We start from the raw sequence: 21,258 nt of genomic DNA, 5'->3' as shown, positions 1-21,258 counted from the left end.
ATCGGTACAGGGTGCACACCGAATTGAAGGAGACCGTTCATGCTTGGACGATTCATTCTCAACTATCCCGATACAGCGCGCAGGCTTGGCGGCCTTGTCTTGTTCGCAATCACTATGGTGGCGCTTTATTCAATTGGCATCAGTGCACACTGGCTGGGTTCGGTGGTTCCCCCACTCGCAGACTGGGTGAAAGAAAATCCGGCAACAGCGAAGATCGTGTCAGCATTTGCTATTTCGCTGATCCTTTTTGTGAACTGGAAGCTCCTTAAGAAGCTTTCGAGAAAGCAGCAAATTGTAGCGGTTTGGGTTGAGCTGTTTACGCTTTTGATGCTGTTCTTTTATTCGTTTGATCTGTCGTTTTCGTTTATCGCTCGTAAAATTGGCTTCCTGATCACACAGGGAACCGTCACGACACTTTATATCTCTGCGATTTCTATCGCGATCGCTACAGTCATCGCGCTTATTGGCGCGATTGCGAAGCTATCCAAAAACGGCGTTATTTACGGGCTTTCGACGTTTTACACGTCGCTTTTTCGCGGCCTGCCGCTGCTGATGCAGATTTACATTATCTATCTCGGTCTGCCGCAGATTGGCTATGTGATTGGCGCTATCCCTGCTGGTATTCTCGCTCTTTCTTTGTGCTATGGCGCCTATATGACGGAAATTTTTCGCGCAGGTATTGAGAGCATTCCGCGCGGGCAAACCGAAGGCGCAACAGCACTTGGTCTTGGCTCGGCGCAGACAATGTGGCTCGTCATTCTGCCCCAGGCGATGCGGATTATCATCCCGCCCACAGGCAACCAGTTCATCGCCATGCTCAAGGACTCGTCGCTTGTTTCGGTGATCGGTGTTTGGGAGTTGATGTATGTCGCAAGAACGCAGGGCCAGACCGAGTTCCGGCATATCGAAATGCTGATCACGGCCTCGATGATCTACTGGATGCTCTCCATCTCGTTTGAATTCATTCAGTCCCGCATTGAGCGTTACTACGCCCGATACAACACACGTTGAGCCGTGAGTGAATTGTGATGCGCTTGCTATCAAGCGCATCACAGCTCCTGATCTGTCCTACCATTTTCTATTGGAAACTCGCATGTCTGAAATATCCCTTTTTTCAAAAGCTGAATTGTCTCGCCCCAATCTTACCATTGAGGATGCGGCAGATATTCTTGGTTCAGTTTATGGGCTGAAGGGCGATTTGCGCGAGCTTGGTAGTCAGCAGGACAGGAATTTTAAAGTTAGTATCGGCAGCGAAAGCTATGTGCTTAAAATCAGCCGTAGTGAGTACCCGCGCGTTGAGCTTGAAGCCCAGAATGCCATCTTGCAGCATCTGGCTTTAAAGCAGGAAGACAGCTCAGACCACGTTTTCGTTTTCCCGAAAGTCATTCCATGTAGCGACGGCAGTCTCATTGGTGCTGCTCATGTTGGTTCGGAAAACTATCATGTTCGCCTGTTGAGTTTTATCGAAGGCGAGACACTGACAACACGCAATTATTTGAGTGGCTCCGCAATTGAAGCGCTTGGGGCACTTGCAGGAAATGTCGCACGTTCATTGTCTGATTTCTCCCATACTGGGGCGCTGAGGAGTTCTCTTTGGGATCTGATGCATGCTGAAACTGCGGTGCCATTCTTGTTAAAGGATGAGGCGTCGAGCACAGTCGCCGCATCCATTTTCACGGCAATGGACCGCGTAACTCGGCGCCTTGATCCCGTGAGAGACGGTTTGCGGGTTCAGGTGATCCACCACGACATCACTGATGATAATGTTGTCGGTCGGCGGGAGCTCTCAGGATCTGTGCTGCCCTATGCCGTGATCGATTTCGGGGATATGACCAAAAGCTGGCTGGTTGCAGAACTTGCGACGACCTGTGCTTCTTTGCTGCATCACGGAGAAAAAGATCCTTTCTCAATCTTGCCAGCCGTGAAGGCATTTCATGCAGTTTGTCCGTTAAACAGGGAAGAGCTTACCGCCCTTTGGCCGCTGATCGTGGCGCGCGCTTGCGTATTGCTTGCAGCATCGCATCAGCAACTCAAGCTTGATCCGGATAACAGCTATGCTGCTGCCAATGCAGCACATGAGCGGATTATCTTTGATGTTGCCACTTCTGTTCCATTTGAGTTGATGGAAAAAGCGATTTTCTGTGCGCTGGGTATTGATTTTGAAGCCAAGCATCAGGTCAATGCAAAGTCGATTATTGCGAGTATAGATCTATCGACCGCACGACAGGTCGATTTGTCGATTGATAATCCTGAGTTTGTAACTGGGAACTGGAATACGAGGGGCATTGAACAGCAGATTTTGCTCAAAGCAGCTCAATCTGCTGGCAGTAGCCTGACGCGATATGGTGAGTATCGACTGACACGCACGCAGGTTAACAGCCGCACCGAGCCGCAAAGCTTTTCTCTGCATATCGCGGTTTGCGTTCCTGCCGGAACAGAGGTTGTTGCGCCGTTTGAAGGTCGCGCCTATTTCTCGGATGGTATGCTTATTCTGCGCAATGGTGAACTCAATCTGCACATCAGCGGTGTAGATATCATCGATGGGCTGGCATATTCTGTAGCATCAGGCGATGTGCTCGGCACAGTCCGTAATGAACAGAATGGCTTTGGCGTCATCAGCGTTCAACAGTCAGAAATGGCATCTGACGAACTGCCACAATTCGCAAAGCCATCGCAGTCCTCTGCATGGTCGGCCGTTTGTCCATCGCCAGCCGCATTTCTTGGTTTGCCCGTCGAAACATCTTCAAAAGCATCCGCATCCTTGCTCGATCGGCGTTATCGAAGCCTTGCTGGCACGCAAAAGCATTATTACGAAAATCCGCCTCAGATTGAGCGCGGCTGGAAAGAACATCTGTTTGATACCGAAGGACGTGCCTATCTGGATATGGTCAACAACGTGACCACGATAGGTCACGGCCATCCTCGGCTTGCAGAAAATGTGAACAGGCAATGGTTGAAGCTGAATACAAATTCACGCTTTCATTATTCAGAAGTGGCCGATTTTTCAGAACGGCTTGCCGCACTGGCACCCGAAGGGCTGGACACCGTTTTTCTGGTCAATAGTGGTTCTGAAGCCAATGACCTTGCCTTAAGACTGGCATGGGCATGGAAAGGTCATCGCAATATTGTCTCGCTGTTGGAAGCCTATCATGGTTGGACCGTTGGGAGTGATGCAGTATCCACTTCAACCGCTGATAATCCGAATGCGCTTGGAACGCGTCCTTCATGGGTGCATCCAGTCGTTTCTCCAAATACCTATCGCGGGAATATGACTGCCGAACAATATATCGGAACTGTTCTAGACAAACTCTCGGAGCTTGACGCGAAAGGCGAGGGGCTTGCAGGCTTTATCTGTGAGCCGATCTATGGAAATGCAGGCGGAATACCGTTGCCATCAGGCTATTTGAAAAAAGTCTATCAGGAAATCCGCGCTCGCGGTGGCCTTTGCATCGCTGATGAGGTGCAGGTTGGCTATGGACGCACAGGGCACCACTTCTGGGGCTTTGAAGAACAGCAGGTCGTGCCAGACGTTATTACGATCGCCAAAGGTATGGGCAATGGGCATCCGCTTGGCGCAGTGATAACGCGTAAGGAAATCGCTGATGCGCTTGAAAAGGAAGGTTATTTCTTCTCATCAGCTGGCGGCAGTCCCGTATCATCTGTTGTCGGAAATACAGTTCTTGACATCATGGAAGACGAACAACTTCAGGCCAATGCGCGCGACGTTGGTGATCATCTCAAAAGGCGGCTTGAGGCACTCAAACAGCAATATTCTTTGATCGGTGCTGTTCATGGTATGGGACTCTATATGGGGCTGGAATTTGTCCGCAATACTACCTCATTGGAACCGGCGACCGAAGAAACAATGGCTCTATGTGACCGACTGCTGGAACTTGGTATCATTATGCAGCCGACCGGTGATCATCTGAACATTTTCAAGATCAAGCCCCCGCTTTGTCTCACCAAAAAAAGCGCTGACTATTTTGCTGATACACTGGAAGCGGTTCTGCAAGAAGGTTGGTAATCCGCAGCTAAGCTTAGCGGTGTTCGTTGCGATATAGCACGAGTTTATGCGGTCACCGAATGATATTCGGTGGAGGGATTTTTCGTAAAGACTCGACGATGTCGGGTCTTTGCTCCGCAACCGTTGCAACGATTGCTTCTGCAACGGTAAAAATAGCGGAAGGTGAGTTGGGCAACAATTCACTCTTCGCCGTCGCATAAAGTACGCTATTCGCAAGTGAAGCGAGGGGCGAAGTCGGGCTATCAGTTAGTATCAGTATCGTGGCATTTTTGGATTTTGCCAACTTCGTAAGATCCAAAGTGCTTTGCGAGTATCTGGGAATCGATATTGCGATAACCACGTCTCTTTCAGTGATAGAATTTATGATATTGCTTGAATACGAGCTGGCACCGCGCAAAAGAGCATTTGTCACGCTCTTTTCGGTATAGAGCGCCAAACCTTCTTCAAGATATGATGCGGCATAGTGGCTCGCACCCGTTCCCAATATGATGATGCGGTGCGCTTCAATTATAGCCTTTATGAAATTCTGGGCTGTTGCATAGTCAATGTTTGAGACCGTGTTTTGGACATTGTGCACATTGTCTATGAGCAATCTGTGAAGGGTTGAAGTTTGGCCATCTAAGTTTTTTTCGTGATTCTGATAATCACCCATGCCGGAAGAAATTGACTGATAATCCGACACGATCCGCTCGCGAAACTCACTAAAGCCAGCGTATCCAGCGGTTTTTACAAATCGTGTAATTGTTGCGGTGGAACTGCCGCTTGCTTCTGCAACGCCGTCAATTGACATCGCCACGACATCCAAAGGTCGCGCCAAAACAAAGTCCGCGATCCTTTGATGGGACTTGCTCAGAGACGGATAAACCTCTGCCATTCGCTGAGCAAATTCTGACTTAGGACTCAAAGCTGTGGCCATTGATTATTTCCGCCGTTGACGTCTAGAAATTTTCATATAATCTAAAAATGAAAATAATCACATCAAAAAGATGTCTACTCCAAGGGAACGAATATAGTTATGTACAAAAAGCTCGTGATAGCTAGCCTTTTCGCGTCAACAGTTCTGTGTGGTGCAGCAAATGCACAAACTCTTAAAGTTGCGCTTTCCTCGGAAGCGACAGCTGTTGACCCCCATTATCATGATCTGACGCCGAACAACGCACTGGCGGCGCATATTTTCGATAGTCTAACCAGGCAGGATGAGCAGCAGAAGCTGCACCCAGCTTTGGCAGAATCTTGGGAAAATGATGGCAAAAACAAATGGACGTTCAAGCTGCGTGAGGGCGTCAAGTTCTCAGATGGAACGCCCTTCACAGCTGACGATGTGCTGTTTACCTTTTGCCGCACGTTAAAGAATGAAACAGCGGTTTCTGGTTCTTTTGCAGATATTACAGCAAATTTTGAATCCGTAGAAGCACCTGATGCTAAAACTCTGATCATCACGACAAAAGTTCCTGAGCCACTTTTGGCGACCTTTATGGGAACGGTTGGTATTCTGAGTTCGTCGATTGTTGATCATGGGAAAATAACTTTTGATCCAGCTAACAATTGCGGCGTCACGGGTGCGTGGCCGGTTGTTGGTGACTTTAATGACGGCAAAAAGACAATTGGAACTGGGCCGTACAAGCTGAAAAGCTATGTAAAAGGATCCACGATCGACTTAGAACGAAACGATAATTACTGGGGTGATAAAGAGCCTTGGGAAAGCGTACGTTTTGTTCCTGTCCCGAATGCCGGAACGCGACTGGCCGGTCTGCTTGCCGGAGATTATGATCTTGTTGAAAATCCAGCGGCGCGTGATCTGACGCGTATCAAGGATGACAAGCGTTTCGTTGCTGAAGTCACTCCGACTACCCGCGTGATTTATTACCAGCTGGATGTGGGCCGTGCACAAAGCCCCTTTGTCAAATCGGCAGATGGTAAAAATCCATTGCAGGACGTTCGCGTGCGTGAAGCCATGTCGCTGGCGATTGACCGGAAGGCGATTATCGCACGCCTGATGGATGGCGCCGCTGAACAGGCAGATGAATTCCTGCCGAAGGGCATGTTCGGCACGCTGCCTGACGCGCCGGAGCTGCGTTATGATCCCGCTGCTGCTAAGAAGCTGCTTGCTGAAGCGGGTTACCCGGATGGTTTTGAACTCACACTTTCAACGACCAATGACCGCTATATCAATGATAGCCAGATTACCCAGGCGGTTGCGCAATATCTGACGCAGATCGGGATTAAAACCGATGTGGATGCTATGACGCGAGCTTTGTATTTCCCGCGTCGCTCTAAGAAAGAGTTGAGTGTTGCACTGGGTGGATGGGCCTCGACGAGTGGCGAAGCTTCGTCGTTCCTGCGTCAGTGGCCAGCATCGGCCAATGAAGCAGGCACAATGGGTGGCTCCAACTATGGAAGCTACAAGAACCCCGTTTTCGACAAGCTGATTTATGAGGCTGTGGAAACGATGGACGATGATAAGCGTTCTGCACTGTTGCAGCAGGCGACGACTGAAGTGCTCAAAGATTATGCGTTTATCCCGCTGCATTTCGAAAGTGGCATATGGGCTCACAAGGCCGATATCGACTTCACCGGCCGTTCTGATCAGTTCACACTCGCGATGTCAGCGAAGCCAAAGAAGTAACTATCGTCTTTAGAGTTGCGTGCGCCCTATCGGGCGCATGCAAAAAGCTCTCAATACAGTTCGGGTAAAATGTGATGACTGCATATGCTTTGCAGCGCTTGATCCAAAGCGCGCTGGTACTGCTGGCGGTTTCGGTCGCGGTCTTCTTTGCCATTTATGGTATTGGTGATCCAATTGAACTGCTGGTGCCGCCACAGGTTAGTGCCGCCGAAAGGCTGGCATTAATCAAGAGGCTTGGACTGGACCTGCCGGTATGGCAGCAATATTTCACCTTTCTTGGCAATGCTCTGCAAGGCGATTTGGGGACATCCTTTGTGCATGGCGTGCCGGTTGTATCCCTCATACTCGGACGTCTTCCCGCCACATTAGAGTTGGTACTCTTGTCTATGACGCTTGCTACAATCGTCAGTGTACCTTTGGGACTGTATGCGGGGCTGAATACTGAAAGTCGCTTTTCGCGGATTGTTTTAGCTGGAACGGTCATCGGCTTTTCTCTTCCTAGTTTCTGGAAGGGAATGATGTTGATTTTGCTGTTTAGTGTGGTTCTCGGGTGGCTTCCAACTGCGGGAAGAGGAGAGACTGTTGCTCTTCTGGGCTTTCAGACAAGCCTCTTTACACTCGATGGTTTACGCCACCTCATTTTGCCAACACTAAATCTTGCTGTTCCGACATCAGCCTTGCTTGTGCGTCTTGTTGCGGCAGGCACGGCTGAGGCCACAACGCAAGATTATGTTAAGTTTGCCCGCGCCAAGGGTGTACGCCGCAAGCGCATCGTTTTTCGGCATATTATGCGCAATATTCTGATCCCCGTTGTGACTGTCGCAGGCATTGAGTTTGGCAGTCTGGTTGCCTTCTCCACCATCACGGAAACCGTGTTTTCCTGGCCGGGCATGGGCAAACTTCTGATCGATAGTATCTATCAGCTCGATCGGCCTGTCGTTGTCGCCTATGTCATGTTGGCCACATTGCTTTTCGTGGGCGTCAATTTCATTGTTGACGTGCTCTATGCGGCCCTCGACCCAAGAGTGAAGCTTTCGGGAGAGATGGTATGAACAAGCCCATTATTCCCGAAGCTGCTAACACATCTTTGCGCAAGCTTGTACTCAAGCGCATTCGCAATAAACCCACGATGCGCGGTGCTGCTATTCTGCTTGCATGCATGGTGCTGCTTGCGATCCTGGCACCATTTATTGCGCTGCAAAACCCTTATGACCTTGGCTCGCTGAGTGTCATGGACAACCGCCTTCCACCCGGCTCAGCCAGTATGACAGGGATGACTTATTGGCTTGGCACAGATGCGCAGGGGCGCGATATGGTCAGTGCGATCCTTTATGGCCTTCGCACAAGCCTACTCGTTGGGCTTCTTTCGACACTTGGTGCGATGATTATTGGCGTCACGGCCGGATTATTTGCGGCGCAAAGCGGTGGAATTGTTGACACGCTCATTATGCGTTTTGTCGATTTCATGCTCGGGTTTCCATCGATCCTTGTGGCTCTTGTGCTTTTGGCTTCGGTGGGACGCGGAATAGATAAGGTGATTTTCGCTATTATCGTGGTTCAATGGGCACAATATGCGCGTTTGATGCGTGCTTCTGCGATGGTTGAACGGCGCAAAGAATATATTGAGGCCGCAGTCAATTTCGGTCTTCCAACACGCCATATCATGTTGGCACACTTGCTCCCAAATTCGGTCGGTTCAGTGCTTGTCATGTCCACAATAAGCGTTGCGGGTGCGATAACGCTGGAGGCTACCCTATCATTTTTGGGCGTTGGTGTACCTGTTACCCAGCCTTCGCTTGGCCTGCTGATAGCGAATGGTTTTGAGTATCTTCTCTCAGGTGAATACTGGATTGCAGTGTTCCCGGGCATAGCGCTGGTCCTCCTGATCATTTCACTGAATTTTGTGGGTGATCGTGTTCGCCGCAGCTTTAATGTGAGGGCCAACGCATGACAGCGCTTCTTGATATACAGGGTTTGCGGACTGTTTTTCACCTACTCGGTGGCGCATGGTCTGCGGTTGATGGGGTCGATCTTCAGGTCGGGCGCGGTGAAATTCTCTGCCTCGTTGGGGAGTCTGGTTCTGGAAAATCCGTAACAGGATTTTCTATAGTTCAATTGATTGATGCGCCGGGAGAGATTGTAGAGGGCAAGGTTCTCTTTAATGGCACGGATCTTCGTAAGGCTTCAGATGAAGAATTGCGTTCGCTGCGCGGTGACCGTATTGCGATGATCTTTCAAGATCCGCTTTCAACGCTCAATCCCGTCCTCACCATCGGAGAGCAGATGCTTGAAGCAATTTTCGAGCATCGTACTTGTAGCCGGGAACAAGCGGGCAGGGAAGCAATGCAGGCTCTGACACGAGTTGGCATTTCTTCACCCGAAGCGCGGCTGAAGCAATATCCGCACGAGTTTTCCGGTGGCATGCGTCAGCGCGTGGCCATTGCAATCGCTTTGTTGAATGGCCCCGACCTTATCATTGCAGACGAGCCAACAACTGCTTTGGACGTGACCATACAGAGCCAAATTCTTTATGAGGTTCAGAAACTGGCGCGTGAAACCGGAACAGCTGTCTTATGGATCACGCACGACCTTGCGGTTGTTGCGGAATTGGCTGATCGAGTTGCAGTGATGTATGCCGGACAGATTGTTGAGAGCGGTCTGGTGGATGATGTGATTGATCGCCCCATGCATCCCTATACGCTTGGCCTTCTGAGTTCCTCTACCGGCATGGTTGAACCGGGCGAGCGTCTTCATCAAATCAACGGGAATGCGCCGCGTATTGATGCGCGACCATCCGGATGTCCATTTCGAACGCGCTGTGATCATGTCATTGACGTTTGCACGAAAATTTACCCGGAAAAGCAGAGTGTTGGAGATCATATTTTCCGCTGCCACAACCCAGTCGCAAGCCTGGAGGTAATCTCGTGAGCGATGTTTTGTTCGAGATGAAGGGCGTTCGTAAACACTTTGAATCCAGAGTGACAATGGCTGAAAAGCTGCTCAGTCTTGCAGGCAAGAAACAACCCAATCGGCTACTGCGCGCCGTTGATGGCGTCGATCTGAGTGTCAAAAAGGGTGAGGTCCTTGGACTGGTTGGAGAATCTGGCTGCGGCAAGTCCACCTTGGCCCGTATGGCAACTGGCATTCATAAGCCGACGGCGGGTGATGTATTTTATAAAGATAAAAACGTCGCAGAATTGCGGGACCGCGAAAAGCTTGATTTTCTGCTGAAAGTGCAGATGATTTTTCAGGATCCGTTTGCATCGCTCAATCCACGAATGAAAGTGCATGAGATTGTTGCGGAAGCGCTGAAAGTTCATAAGCTTGTGCCGAGGGATGGAATTTCAGGCACGGTTGATCGTTCACTTGAGGAAGTGGGTCTTGATGTGGCCTATCGCGAACGCTATCCGCATCAGTTTTCTGGTGGCCAGCGACAGCGTATTGGCATTGCGCGTGCACTTGCCGTCAAACCTGATTTTCTGGTCTGCGATGAGCCGGTTTCAGCGCTTGATGTGTCAATTCAGGCGCAAGTTATCAATCTGTTTATGGATTTGCGTGATCGATATGGACTGACATATCTATTCGTTAGTCATGATCTGGGCGTTGTGCGACATATCAGTGACCGAATAGCGATTATGTATCTTGGCCGTATTGTCGAAATTGGCACAGCGGCTGAAATTTTCGCAAATCCTGCTCATCCTTATAGTGCGGCTTTGCTCAATGCCAGCCCATCCGTCAAACGGCGCAAGCGCAATTTCGAGCCGCTCAAGGGTGATCTACCGTCTCCGCTCGCGCCGCCAAGCGGTTGCCCTTTCCATCCACGCTGCGCTCAAGCCATGCCGGTTTGCAGCGTTCATCGCCCTGAACTTAAAGAAGTTTCCGCTCATCAAAGCGCTGCATGTCATTTGCATAATTCGGAGTTACAATGATCACCTCCTCGCTCAATCCAGAAATCGGCAGAAGCGTGCTTCCATTTATTGATCGGTATCAGCCTGATCGTCCGTTGGAAGTGAACTTCTATCGACCGGAGAATTATCAGCCGCAGAATCCCGTTGTGGTTGTTCAACACGGTATGCTGCGTAATGGTGATGAGTATCGGGACTTCTGGATACCAGCGGCAGAAAAGCACGGATTGCTGATAGCTGCACCGACGTTTTCAGATACGTTTTTCCCTATGGCTGAAAGCTATAATAATGGACTTGTTCTTCGCCCGGATGCTAGTGTTCGAGACCGTTCAGAATGGTTGTATAGTGTGCCGGCGCGGGTGTTTGCTGCGTTGCAAGAATCAGGTGTGACCAATCAGGAAACAGCTTTTCTATATGGCCACTCGGCGGGTGGACAATTTGCCCATCGCTTACTAGCTACGCAGGAAACCTATCCTTTTCATGCAGTGATTGCCGCCAACCCGGGCTGGTACACGCTACCGGATTTTGATCGTGAGTTTCCCGAAGGTATGGGCGGGATTGGTTTGTCACATGATGAGCTTGAGCGATGGTTTGCGTATCCCATGCATATATTTGCGGGCGATCAGGACATCGCAGAAGATGATCCAAACCTCCCATCACAGCCAGAAGCTCTGGCGCAAGGCGCCTCTCGTTTCAAGCGCGCACATTTTGTCTATGCGTTCGCAAAGACCCATGCCCAAAAGCTTGGGCTTCCGTTTAACTGGATTTTGGTCGACATTGAAGGCGTGGGCCATGACGGCGCAGCTATGTCTCGTGCCGCCGCTGCATTTTGGTTTGAGGGCAGAATTCCACCGGCGAATGAACTTGTTTTTGACGACGTAGCCCAGCTTTAGAAATAGAGATCGGACCAAACAATGAATGCAAATAATCATGAATATCTCTGGAAAAAAGTCGATGAGCAGAAAGAGCGTCTCATCGAATTGAGTGATCGCGTATGGGGAATGCCAGAGGTCTGTTATACAGAGGTTCGCTCGATGGCCGAGCATAAGGCAGAACTTCTGCATCAGGGTTTTCGGGTTGTTGAGGGCATTGCAGATATTCCGACTTCGGTCATTGGCGAAGCCGGAGAGGGCGGCCCGGTTATTGCATTTTTGGGCGAATATGATGCGTTGCCCGGGCTTAGTCAGGAAGCTGGCGTTTCAGAGCATCGGCCAGTAGAGGCGGGCGGTCATGGCCATGGCTGTGGGCACAATTTGCTTGGCTCTGGTGCAATGCTCGCGGCAATTGCTTTGAAGAACTACCTCGCAGAAAAAGGCATTCCGGGCCGTGTGCGCTATTATGGTTGTCCGGCTGAAGAAGGTGGTGCTGCCAAAACGTTTATGGTGCGTGCTGGCGCTTTTGATGATGTCGATATTGCAATCTCATGGCATCCATACAGTTTTTGGGAGGTCGCTCCTGCGCTTTCTTTGGCAAATACGCGTGCTGATTTTACCTTCAAAGGACGCGCAGCACATGCTGCCGCAGCTCCGCATCTCGGGCGAAGCGCGCTTGATGCGCTTGAACTCATGAGTGTCGGTGTCAATTACATGCGCGAGCATATGCCATCGGACGCGCGTGTTCATTCCGCAATTCTCGATACTGGTGGTATCGCTCCCAATGTCGTTCAAGCGCATGCGCGCGTTCGTTATTCAATCCGCGCAATGGAATTGCAGGATATGAACGATCTTGTTCATCGTGTGCACAAGATCGCTCAGGGTGCTGCCATGATGACAGAAACAACTGTCGAGATGAAAATTGTTAGTGCCGTTTCAAATACTCTCGACAATAAGCCGTTGGAAAATGCGCTTTTCAGCGCGATGGATGAATTGGGATTGCCTGATTTTGACGATCAGGACCGTGCGTTTGCAGGCGAAATTCGCAAGACGTTCTCCGAGAAAGACATAGCGTCGGTATATAAGGCGATCGGAATGCCTGTAACGGATGAGCCACTCGCCAACTTCCTCACGCCACAAAATACCAATCGCAAACCCTTTATTGGTTCGACAGACATTGGCGATGTGAGTTGGGTTGTACCGACAGTTCAGGTTCACGCACCGACAGTGGCGATTGGTACCCCGTTTCATACCTGGCAGATTGTTGCACAGGGGAAGTCACCGGCTGCACACAAAGCGATGGTTCACGCCGCAAAGGCAATGGCTGCCACTGGATTGAATGCGATTATCGACCCGCTTCTGTTGAAAGAGGCGAAAGAAGCATTGTCCGGACACACGTCCAGAACGCCGTATATTTGCCCGCTCGGTGAAGATGTGAAACCGCCATTGGATATGTCCCGGGGATGACGTTCCGTCGATCATGGAAATAGCCGATAAATTAATCATCAACAGATGATGAGTTGTAGTAGGTTACGTTATGTTCGTGACCTGACAGAAAAAGAAAGCATGAGTAATGGTAGTTGGAACATATGGTAAAAGGTGAATTTTGCTATATTTGCTGTGTTGCCTTGTTCACCACTTGTCGAAAAAGGGGCCAATTTTGGACTGACCAGTTTCTAACGTTCGTGCAATGACCTTGGGAAAGGCAAGCCGGTGAGAGCCCGTAAATTTTCATCTACAAAATGCGAATTATCATGGCATGATTTCTCTGTAACCTTGATGCTGCAAACCATACGACCGAAGTCGGTCTGCCGGAGAGTGAAAGCGGTACAGTCTGACATCAGGAGGCGTAATTTGCTTGTTGCCCATTTTCCACAAGAATGTGACGATGCGCGGTCTTTCGAGAAGCTGCGATTAAACGCATTAGCGAAGACCGCGTCCGGTCACATGTTCAGATGAACCAACGGTTTTGAATAGCTTGCCGCAACCACTGAAGTGTCATGCCACCGAAAGATGAGTATCGACAAAAGAACGTGCATGCTTTGCAAGCTCAAACCCATCAGACCAGGTATCACGCCAGATTGCGAGATCGTTAGAAAGCCCTTCTGCGATAACTGCCGAAGAGAATGATTCAAACGTTATCGGCCCGTGATACTTTATGTCAGCGAGGGCATGAAAGAAGCCGGTGAAATCGATATGTCCTGATCCCAGATAGCCGCGATGGTTCTCACCAATATGGATATATCCAAGCCGCTCACCCACTTCGTGCAATGGACGAATGAGGTTATCTTCCTCAATATTCATGTGATACGTATCGAGGTGAATTACCGTGTTATCCGCCCCAATATCGTCGGCCAGTGACAGGGCCTGCCTTGCCGTATTAACGAGATGGGTTTCATAGCGGTTGCACACTTCTAATCCCAAAGTAACGCCGAGCTTGCTGGCTTCACTTGCAAGGTCTCTGATAACAGCAACAGCATTATCACGCCCTTTTGCACTTGCGGGTTTTCCATACTTTCCGAGCGCCGAATAGAGCGCGCCAGTCAAAAGTTTTCCGCCAAGGCTATGCGTGGCAATCAGCGAATGATGAAGAAGTTCCGCACCTTTGCGAACAACAGACAGGTCATCGCTTGAAACATCGGCATCAAATGCTAATCCACGCGAGCACACAATCGAAAGGTCAGAAGCGCTTAAAACCGAACGGGCATGATTGACATCGAGATTATCGAGATCATGCAATGAGAGTTCAAGCAGATCATAACCCGTTTCAACGCTGCGCTTTGCAGCCAGTTCAATTGAGGCCTTGGATGTATCGCCGGTCCATACCAAAGCATGAACACCTATCTGGTTGTTGTAGCTTTTCATTATGCGCTCTCCCTCGCACAGGTTTCGACATCGACCCAGCCATTTGCCGCTTCGTTGGAGCGGATACAGGCATCGATGAAATAAAGTCCGTTAAGTCCGTCTTCGATTGTCGGATATGCAATATTGCTTGGATCGCTCTTGCGCTGCTGATGGCTGCGAATTGCATTGGCAGCCGACTTATAAATGTTACCGAAGGCTTCCAGAAAGCCTTCCGGATGACCAGGAGGGACACGGCCTGATTGCGTGTTGCCGTGGGTCGCCCCATTGCCTGCGCGCGTTAGCATGGCGCGCGGCTGCCCTGATTTACAATACCAGAGGCGGTTAGGGTCTTCCTGCGACCACTCAAGTGAGCCTTTGGTGCCAAATATGCGGCAATTCAAGCGGTTTTCGTTGCCGATTGCCACCTGACTAATCCAGAATTGCCCTTTTGCACCATTGTCATAACGCAGCAAGATCGAAGCATTATCATCAAGCCTGCGTCCTTTGATAAACGAAGTAAGATCAGCGCAAAGCTTATCCGGCGTCAGCCCTGTCACGTAAGATGCGAGATTATAGGCATGCGTTCCAATATCACCGATTGCCCCACCTGCGCCCGCCTTCTGAGGATCGGTCCGCCATTCAGCAGCCTTGGACCCCTGCAGTTCGACAGGTTCGCTGAGCCAGTCCTGAACATACTCGCAATTGACAAAGCGTATCTCGCCCAGTTCCCCGGAAAGCACCATGTCGCGCATCTGCCGCACCATGGCGTTCCCGGTGTAATTATGTGTCAAGAAAAACATACCCGGCGCATTTCGTACAATGTCAACAAGCGCGACGGCATCCTCTAGTGCAGAGGTCACAGGCTTATCGCAAATAACGTGAAATCCCGCCTGCAAGCAGGCTTTGACGGCATCAAAATGCAAATGATTTGGCGTAACGATAGCGACCGCCTCTGCACCATCAGGTCGCGCTTTCTCACCCTTAATCAGCGCTTCTACCGTATCGTAAACCCGATCATCTGAGACACCCAATGCATTGGCAGATCGCAAATTGCGCTCAGGATCGGAGCTGAAATCACCGGCGACCAGTTCAAACTCATTATCCATCCGTGCTGCAATACGATGCACGTTTCCGATCAGCGCGCCTTCTCCACCGCCGATCATAGCCAGTCGAATTTTCTGCATAATTTTCTCCCGATCAATCTGTTTCGGTTTTTGAGATTTGTTGAGCCACAGATTCCCGCACGCGCATATCCGTCATATGCGCCACGTGCGAGAGCGGTCGCTCAGGCTCCCCGATACGTTGCATGAGAAGCTGCCACGCGCTATCCACCATCGCATCAATCGGCTGTGCGACCGTGCTGATAGTTGGCTTGAGCACTGTCATCCAGTCCGAGTCGTCAAAGCCTAACAGCGATATATCGCGGGGTATCTCAAGCCCCGCCTGTCTTGCAGCCTTGATAGCACCCAGTGTTGCAATATACGCCGATGCAAACAAGGCTGTCGGTGGCTTCTGACTAAAAACCTGTTGCTCTAAAGAATGCCTGCATTCTTCTATTGTTACACCGGCATAAATCACTTTGACGTGGTCCGAGAGCCCGGCTTCGGCCATCGCTTTTCTGTAGCCCTCAACGCGCTGGTTCATATGAACCAGACTGTCACGCGTTGCGAGAAATGTTATATCCTTATGTCCCATTTCAATAAGATGGGCGGTCCCAGCATGGGTGGCAGCACTGTTATCAATGGCAACCGTATCGAAATCCGGCAGTTCGGCACCGCGATCCACCAGAACCGTCGGCACAGAGCGGATCAGCGAATTACCACCAGATGCAATCTCCTCATCACTGAGAAAGATAATCAGACCATCCACCTGTCGCGCAATCAGTGTATCGATGAGATCAGCTTGTGTAACCGACAATTCATTGCTGTTCATGAGCAGAAGCTGCATGCGATCCAGCATCGCAACCGTTCCCGCCCGCTGCACAAATTCCGAGAAGAACGGATTGGTTATATCCGGCACAATAATTCCGATGGAATTTGTTCGCCCCTGCCGCAGGCTGGAAGCGACGAAGTTCGGTTTGTAGTTCATCTCGGCAACGGCTTCGAGAACCGTTTTCCGTAAATCCTGATGGACGAATTTACGTCCGGTCAGCACATTGGAAACAGTGCTCGGTGCGACGCCTGCATATTTTGCCACATCCTGAATAGTCACCGGCTTTGCGGTCTTTGGCGGCGCCAGGTTTTTAGCCTTTGGCGGGGATTGTCGTGTCATATTGGAATGCAATCGCTCCTGTTACTTTCTGGTGGCAATCAAACGATCAAGGGTGACCGCTACAATGATCAGGCCGCCCATGACAACCAATTGATAGAATGTTGGCACCCGCATCAGATTAAGACCATTGCTGATCGTACCAATGATAAGCCCGCCGATCACAACAGAAGGAATACGGCCTTTGCCACCAAAGAAACTGGTTCCACCAATAATCGCGGACGCAATGGCGAAAGTTTCAAAACCCGTACCGGCTGCGGGTTCGGCCGCACCAAGACGGGCCGTGCTTAATACACCCGCAAGACCCGCACAAAGACCGGAAATCATAAATACGATCAGCGTATGTTTTTTAACGTTGATACCGGAGAAAAACGCAGCTTCACGATTACCGCCGATAGCATAAATATTGCGGCCAAGCCTCGTCTGCTGCGTTAAATACCAAAGGATGGCGGCCATACCAAAGGCAACGATAACGGGGACAGGAACCCACAAGATCGTGCCTGCAAAGGTTTCAGTGAAGCTGTAGGGGAAGCCAAAAACCGGACTTGCACCGGAAATAATCAGGGTTATACCGCGGAATATGGCATTTGTTCCCAGAGTAATAATAAACGGATGTAGTCCGGTAAAATTGACCAGAAGGCCGTTGAATGCGCCGAGCGTCAGGCCAACGCCAGCACCACCGATCAGCGCCGCGCTATAGGGATCAAAACCTGCAAGCAGAAGTTTGCCAGTCACGATACCCGCCAAGGCCAGAATGGAACCGACAGACAGATCGATGCCCGCGATCAGGATCGGGAAAAATTCGCCAAGCGCCAGTAGGATCGTGATCGAGCTTTGCAGCATGATCTGGACAAGATTCTGCCGACGCAGAAAATACTCAGGCGAAAGGACACTAAACAGAACGAGAATAACGACCAGAATGCACAGTGTGCCGTATCTGTCCCAGTTCTCCTGAAACTTTTTCATGATGCTGCTCCACCGATAGCGTGGCTTAAAAGGATTTCTTCATTTGCGTTGTGCCCATCAACGATGGTCGCGATGCTGCCATCGCGGTAAACCGCAATGCGGTCACAGACCCCAAGCACTTCTGCGAGCTCTGAAGAAACCACGATAATTGCTTTGCCCTGCAAGGCCAGTTGCCGGATGATTGCGTAGATTTCCGCTTTGGCACCGACATCGATACCGCGCGTCGGCTCGTCAAAGATGATTAAGTCAGGTTCGGTCGCCATCCATTTGGCGACAATCACCTTTTGTTGGTTGCCGCCAGAAAGCTCAGTTACCATCTGATCGACGGATGAGCTTTTCACATTGAGTTTTTTACGTTCCATCTCGGCAATTCGTCGGTCATCGCGCTTGCTGACAACGGCACCCATGCCATCCAAAGGAGCATCTTTCACGCGCTTGGAAAGTACTATGTTTTCCAGTATGGAAAAATTCTGAAAAAAACCCGTTTTTCTGCGGTTCTCAGTAATGAAAGCCATTCCATTTTTCAAAGCCTGAGACGGGGACCGGGGCGTAACATCGCGGCCATTGAGTTCAATTTTACCAGAAGCACGTTTGTCTGCACCAAACAGGCACTCCATCAGTTCCGTGCGGCCTGAACCTATCAGACCGGCAAAGCCAAACACTTCGCCATGACGCACTTCAAAACTCACGTCCCGAACGCGATCATTGGAGCCGGAAGTAACGTTGCTGACTTTTAGAACAACCGGCGACTCATCATCCAGCGCAGGATTTGTGTAATTATGTATCAGCGCACGGCCAACCATCATCTGAACCAGCTCATCATTTGTATAATCTGCGATCATACCCGTGCCATTGGAGCTACCATCTTTAAGCACCGTAAAGCGGTCACCAATCTGGCGCACTTCATCGAACTTGTGCGAGATGAACAGTACCGCCATGCCTTCCTCACGAAGCTGGTTCACCAGTTGCAGAAGGCTCTGAATCTCAACACGCGTCAGTGAGGATGTTGGCTCGTCCATCACCAGAACTCTGACATTTCCCATCAAAGCTTTGGCAATTTCGAGAATTTGTTTATGGGCAATCGGCAGATCACCAGCCGGACGATCTAGATTGATATTGATCTTCAGCCGGGCAAGAATGGCTTGCGCACGCGCACGCATCAGTTTCCAGTCTATGCTCGTCAACAAAAGCCTGCGTTTAACCGGCAAATTACCGACAAACAGATTTTCGAGTGCTGACAGCTCGTCGATGATACTGAGTTCCTGATAGATAATCGAAATGCCAGACTGAGCTGCCTGCCCCGGCGTAAGACGCGTATGTGTTTGGCCATCAATGGTGATTTCGCCGCTGGTCGGCGCGAACACACCCGACAAAACCTTCATGAGAGTGGATTTGCCAGCGCCGTTTTCGCCAAGCAGCACATGCACCTCACCGGGATGAATATCGAGATCAACGCCCTTCAACGCCTGAATACCACCAAACGATTTGGCAATATTGCGCATCTCAATAAGAGGATGTGGCAATTCGTGGCCAGAATCCGGCATGAAACCCTCCTCGGTCAACGATGAGTTAGGAAAAGGATACGGTAGAACTTTTCACTTTTCGCGTTTTGCTGGAAAAGCTCTGACCGCACCCGATTTTTCTTACTGTTTGGTCACCAGCACAGATTCAATATTGACCTGAGGTGCATCTGCATCCGGCGCAATCAACTTGCCGGATTTGACAGCTTCAACAGCGGCAACCAACGCATCTGCGCCGATTGTGGCAGGGTTCTGTGCAACCGTCGCATCAAGACGTCCGGCCTGAACAGATTCACGCGCTTCCGGCGCACCATCTGTTCCCACAACAATCACCTCACCCGTTTTGCCAGCATTCTGCACGGCCTGCACTACGCCCAGCGCCATTGTGTCATTGGCACAATAGAAAGCTTTCAGATTAGGTGAGGACTGCAGAATATTGGCTGCGACATCAAGCGCCTTCAGGCGATCCCAATCGGCAGGCTGACTTGCAACCAGCTTGATATTGGATGCTTTGCTGAAAGCATCAGTAGCACCAGCTTTACGGTCTTCACCCGATGCAACGCCAGCCTTACCTTCGATAATCGCGACTTCACCACCGTCAGCACCAAGCTTTTCAATGATGAAATTAGCACCATTTGCACCAACCGCCTTATTATCGGTGGTAATGAAAGCCTGAATATTGGCACCCGCCTGCTTGAGAGCCGCGAGATCGACCTTTTCATCAATATTGATCAGCGGAATGTTCTTTTTATAGGCTTGAGCCGCTGGCTGGACCAGATTAACCGGAGAAATCGGGGCAAACATAATTGCCTTATAATCACGGTTCAACACATCCTCGAAAAGCTGCAACTGCGCCTGCGTATCATCTTCGGTCGGAGAGGCAAAAATATCCACCTCGACGCCCAGTTCCTTGGCTTTGTCCTCAACGCCCTGCTTCATCGATTGCCAGAATGGATTGGACAGAGTTTTCAGAATAACAGCATAATCAGCTGCCTGCACGGCAGATGCATTTATGAATGCACCGACCGCAAAAACGGCTGACAACAATAAAGTTTTACCGGCTTTCATGTTCATTCTCCTCCATAGAACGTGAAAATATTGGCAGACTTGTTTTTATGTTATGATATCGTCACCGGCTTGGACCGGAGTTTCGCAGCCGTTGCCGGATCAGCCCGGCGGCACAATTGTGGCGGCAAACCTTTCATGATCAGTTCAGCGTCTGCGACAGTCATTGAACCGATTTCGTAAAACGCATCACGCGTTCCGCCCGTACGATGCGCGGAAAGCAAAAGCCCTTCGACAGAACGTACCGGATCACCGAATGCTACAGGTTCATCCGGGAAAACATCGGTTGCGGCCTGAATATGTCCCGATTTAACTGCCTCCAGCATGGCCGGAAAATCCACAACCGCAGCCCGGCTCATCAGCAGAAACTTTGCGCCCCTTTGCATCATTGCAAATTCGCGCGCACCAATCAGACCCTGATTTTCGCTGGTCACACTTGCAAAAACCAGAATGAACTGGCTCTCCTTTACGACCTGATCGAGGGATGCCGGAATACAATTTGCGCGCTCTATAATTTCAGTCGGCAACCACGGATCATAAACCAGTGTTTTGTTGCGGAAAGGACGAATGAGATCACGAAACTGTCGTCCAAGATCGCCAAAGCCGATAATCCCAACCGTTGCCCCCATAAAGCGCACGGTATCAACATTGCCCTCAAGACCATATTGCTCTGTACCAGCACGCATTTCCCGGTCGGCTATGGTAATTCCGCGCGCCAGATCAAGCACCATCGCGAGAGCTGATTCAGCAACCGGACCAGCAAAGGCTGAAGCAGGTGTCAGCACCCATATGCCGCGCTCTACGCAGGCCTGATAATCAATATTGGCCAGAAAATTCGTTTCTACATTGAAGATGCCTTTGAGCTTTGGTGCACGATCAAGCCGCTCTTTGGGCATGGCAGTCTGTCCTATCAGAAGCACAGTATCCGGCAAGTAGCGCTCAATTGTATCATCATCCATCGGCTTGTCTTCACTAATGACAAGCTCACCCAGCGCCTCAAGTCGTGACCTAACTTCCGGACGCATGATAAGGTCCAGAGTCCGCGGTAACGGATCCACCAGAATTATATTCTTTGTCATAGCTCCTCCCAAAAAGCTCACTTAGCTTGCTGGAAAAATCGATTTTCTGCAACAAAAATCTTATTGGTCCGCTATTTTTCACAATAGAA

General features: G+C 50.3%; 17 protein-coding genes. 9 read left to right on the top strand and 8 right to left on the bottom strand.

What is annotated here, in order from left to right:
• Nucleotides 1-39: 39 nt before the first annotated feature.
• Nucleotides 40-1,011 (top strand): amino acid ABC transporter permease, encoded by a 972-nt coding sequence (locus ACOZHT_RS17235; protein WP_421566149.1) that lies wholly within the window; start codon nt 40-42, stop codon nt 1,009-1,011.
• A gap of 82 nt (nt 1,012-1,093) precedes the next feature.
• The gene (locus ACOZHT_RS17230) at nt 1,094-4,024 is read left to right on the top strand and encodes an aminotransferase (protein ID WP_421566148.1); all 2,931 of its coding nucleotides are present in this window, start codon (nt 1,094-1,096) and stop codon (nt 4,022-4,024) included.
• 52 nt (nt 4,025-4,076) lie between these two features.
• On the opposite strand, the gene ACOZHT_RS17225 is transcribed toward ACOZHT_RS17230, so the two are convergent.
• Nucleotides 4,077-4,940: a MurR/RpiR family transcriptional regulator gene (locus tag ACOZHT_RS17225; protein ID WP_421566147.1), complete on the bottom strand. Its 864-nt coding sequence runs from the start codon at nt 4,938-4,940 to the stop codon at nt 4,077-4,079.
• 99 nt (nt 4,941-5,039) lie between these two features.
• Between ACOZHT_RS17225 and ACOZHT_RS17220 the strand changes: the two genes are divergently transcribed.
• The 7 genes from ACOZHT_RS17220 to ACOZHT_RS17190 all read left to right on the top strand — a co-directional run bounded on the left by ACOZHT_RS17220 (nt 5,040) and on the right by ACOZHT_RS17190 (nt 12,894).
• On the top strand, nt 5,040-6,650 hold the full coding sequence (locus ACOZHT_RS17220) for an ABC transporter substrate-binding protein (protein WP_421566146.1): 1,611 nt from the start codon (nt 5,040-5,042) through the stop codon (nt 6,648-6,650).
• A gap of 74 nt (nt 6,651-6,724) precedes the next feature.
• A complete protein-coding gene (locus ACOZHT_RS17215; RefSeq protein WP_421566145.1) occupies nt 6,725-7,702 on the top strand; it encodes an ABC transporter permease in 978 nt (325 codons plus the stop codon).
• Nucleotides 7,699-8,601, top strand: a complete 903-nt coding sequence (locus ACOZHT_RS17210) for an ABC transporter permease (RefSeq protein WP_421566144.1) — start codon at nt 7,699-7,701, stop codon at nt 8,599-8,601. Before ACOZHT_RS17215 ends, ACOZHT_RS17210 begins: the two co-directional genes overlap by 4 nt.
• Nucleotides 8,598-9,578: an ABC transporter ATP-binding protein gene (locus tag ACOZHT_RS17205; RefSeq protein WP_421566143.1), complete on the top strand. Its 981-nt coding sequence runs from the start codon at nt 8,598-8,600 to the stop codon at nt 9,576-9,578. Before ACOZHT_RS17210 ends, ACOZHT_RS17205 begins: the two co-directional genes overlap by 4 nt.
• Nucleotides 9,575-10,579, top strand: coding sequence for an ABC transporter ATP-binding protein (locus tag ACOZHT_RS17200; protein ID WP_421566142.1), 1,005 nt, complete (start codon nt 9,575-9,577; stop codon nt 10,577-10,579). The genes ACOZHT_RS17205 and ACOZHT_RS17200 overlap by 4 nt, the downstream gene beginning before the upstream one ends.
• Entirely contained in the window at nt 10,576-11,448 is an 873-nt protein-coding gene (locus ACOZHT_RS17195; protein WP_421566141.1) for an alpha/beta hydrolase, read from the top strand. The genes ACOZHT_RS17200 and ACOZHT_RS17195 overlap by 4 nt, the downstream gene beginning before the upstream one ends.
• A gap of 21 nt (nt 11,449-11,469) precedes the next feature.
• Nucleotides 11,470-12,894 carry a M20 family metallopeptidase gene (locus ACOZHT_RS17190; protein WP_421566140.1) on the top strand — a complete coding sequence of 475 codons (1,425 nt, stop codon included), beginning with the start codon at nt 11,470-11,472 and terminating at the stop codon, nt 12,892-12,894.
• Between the two features lie 531 nt (nt 12,895-13,425).
• On the opposite strand, the gene ACOZHT_RS17185 is transcribed toward ACOZHT_RS17190, so the two are convergent.
• From ACOZHT_RS17185 to ACOZHT_RS17155, 7 genes are all read right to left on the bottom strand, one after another.
• Nucleotides 13,426-14,292, bottom strand: coding sequence for a sugar phosphate isomerase/epimerase family protein (locus ACOZHT_RS17185; RefSeq protein WP_421566139.1), 867 nt, complete (start codon nt 14,290-14,292; stop codon nt 13,426-13,428).
• Nucleotides 14,292-15,455: a Gfo/Idh/MocA family protein gene (locus ACOZHT_RS17180; RefSeq protein ID WP_421566138.1), complete on the bottom strand. Its 1,164-nt coding sequence runs from the start codon at nt 15,453-15,455 to the stop codon at nt 14,292-14,294. The genes ACOZHT_RS17185 and ACOZHT_RS17180 overlap by 1 nt, the downstream gene beginning before the upstream one ends.
• 13 nt (nt 15,456-15,468) lie before the next feature.
• Nucleotides 15,469-16,542: a LacI family DNA-binding transcriptional regulator gene (locus tag ACOZHT_RS17175; RefSeq protein WP_421566137.1), complete on the bottom strand. Its 1,074-nt coding sequence runs from the start codon at nt 16,540-16,542 to the stop codon at nt 15,469-15,471.
• Nucleotides 16,543-16,563: 21 nt separating this feature from the next.
• Entirely contained in the window at nt 16,564-17,505 is a 942-nt protein-coding gene (gene alsC, locus ACOZHT_RS17170) for a D-allose ABC transporter permease (protein ID WP_250042863.1), read from the bottom strand.
• The gene (locus ACOZHT_RS17165) at nt 17,502-19,049 is read right to left on the bottom strand and encodes a sugar ABC transporter ATP-binding protein (RefSeq protein WP_421566136.1); all 1,548 of its coding nucleotides are present in this window, start codon (nt 19,047-19,049) and stop codon (nt 17,502-17,504) included. The genes alsC and ACOZHT_RS17165 overlap by 4 nt, the downstream gene beginning before the upstream one ends.
• 99 nt (nt 19,050-19,148) lie before the next feature.
• Nucleotides 19,149-20,093, bottom strand: a complete 945-nt coding sequence (gene alsB, locus ACOZHT_RS17160; RefSeq protein WP_310014506.1) for a D-allose transporter substrate-binding protein — start codon at nt 20,091-20,093, stop codon at nt 19,149-19,151.
• A gap of 50 nt (nt 20,094-20,143) precedes the next feature.
• On the bottom strand, nt 20,144-21,169 hold the full coding sequence (locus ACOZHT_RS17155; protein ID WP_421566135.1) for a hydroxyacid dehydrogenase: 1,026 nt from the start codon (nt 21,167-21,169) through the stop codon (nt 20,144-20,146).
• Nucleotides 21,170-21,258: the final 89 nt, after the last annotated feature.

The organism is Ochrobactrum sp. EDr1-4 (assembly GCF_049199085.1).
Classification (GTDB): domain Bacteria; phylum Pseudomonadota; class Alphaproteobacteria; order Rhizobiales; family Rhizobiaceae; genus Brucella.
The sequence above is the reverse complement of the archived record's forward strand: the minus strand, read 5'-3'. Positions and strand labels throughout refer to the sequence as shown.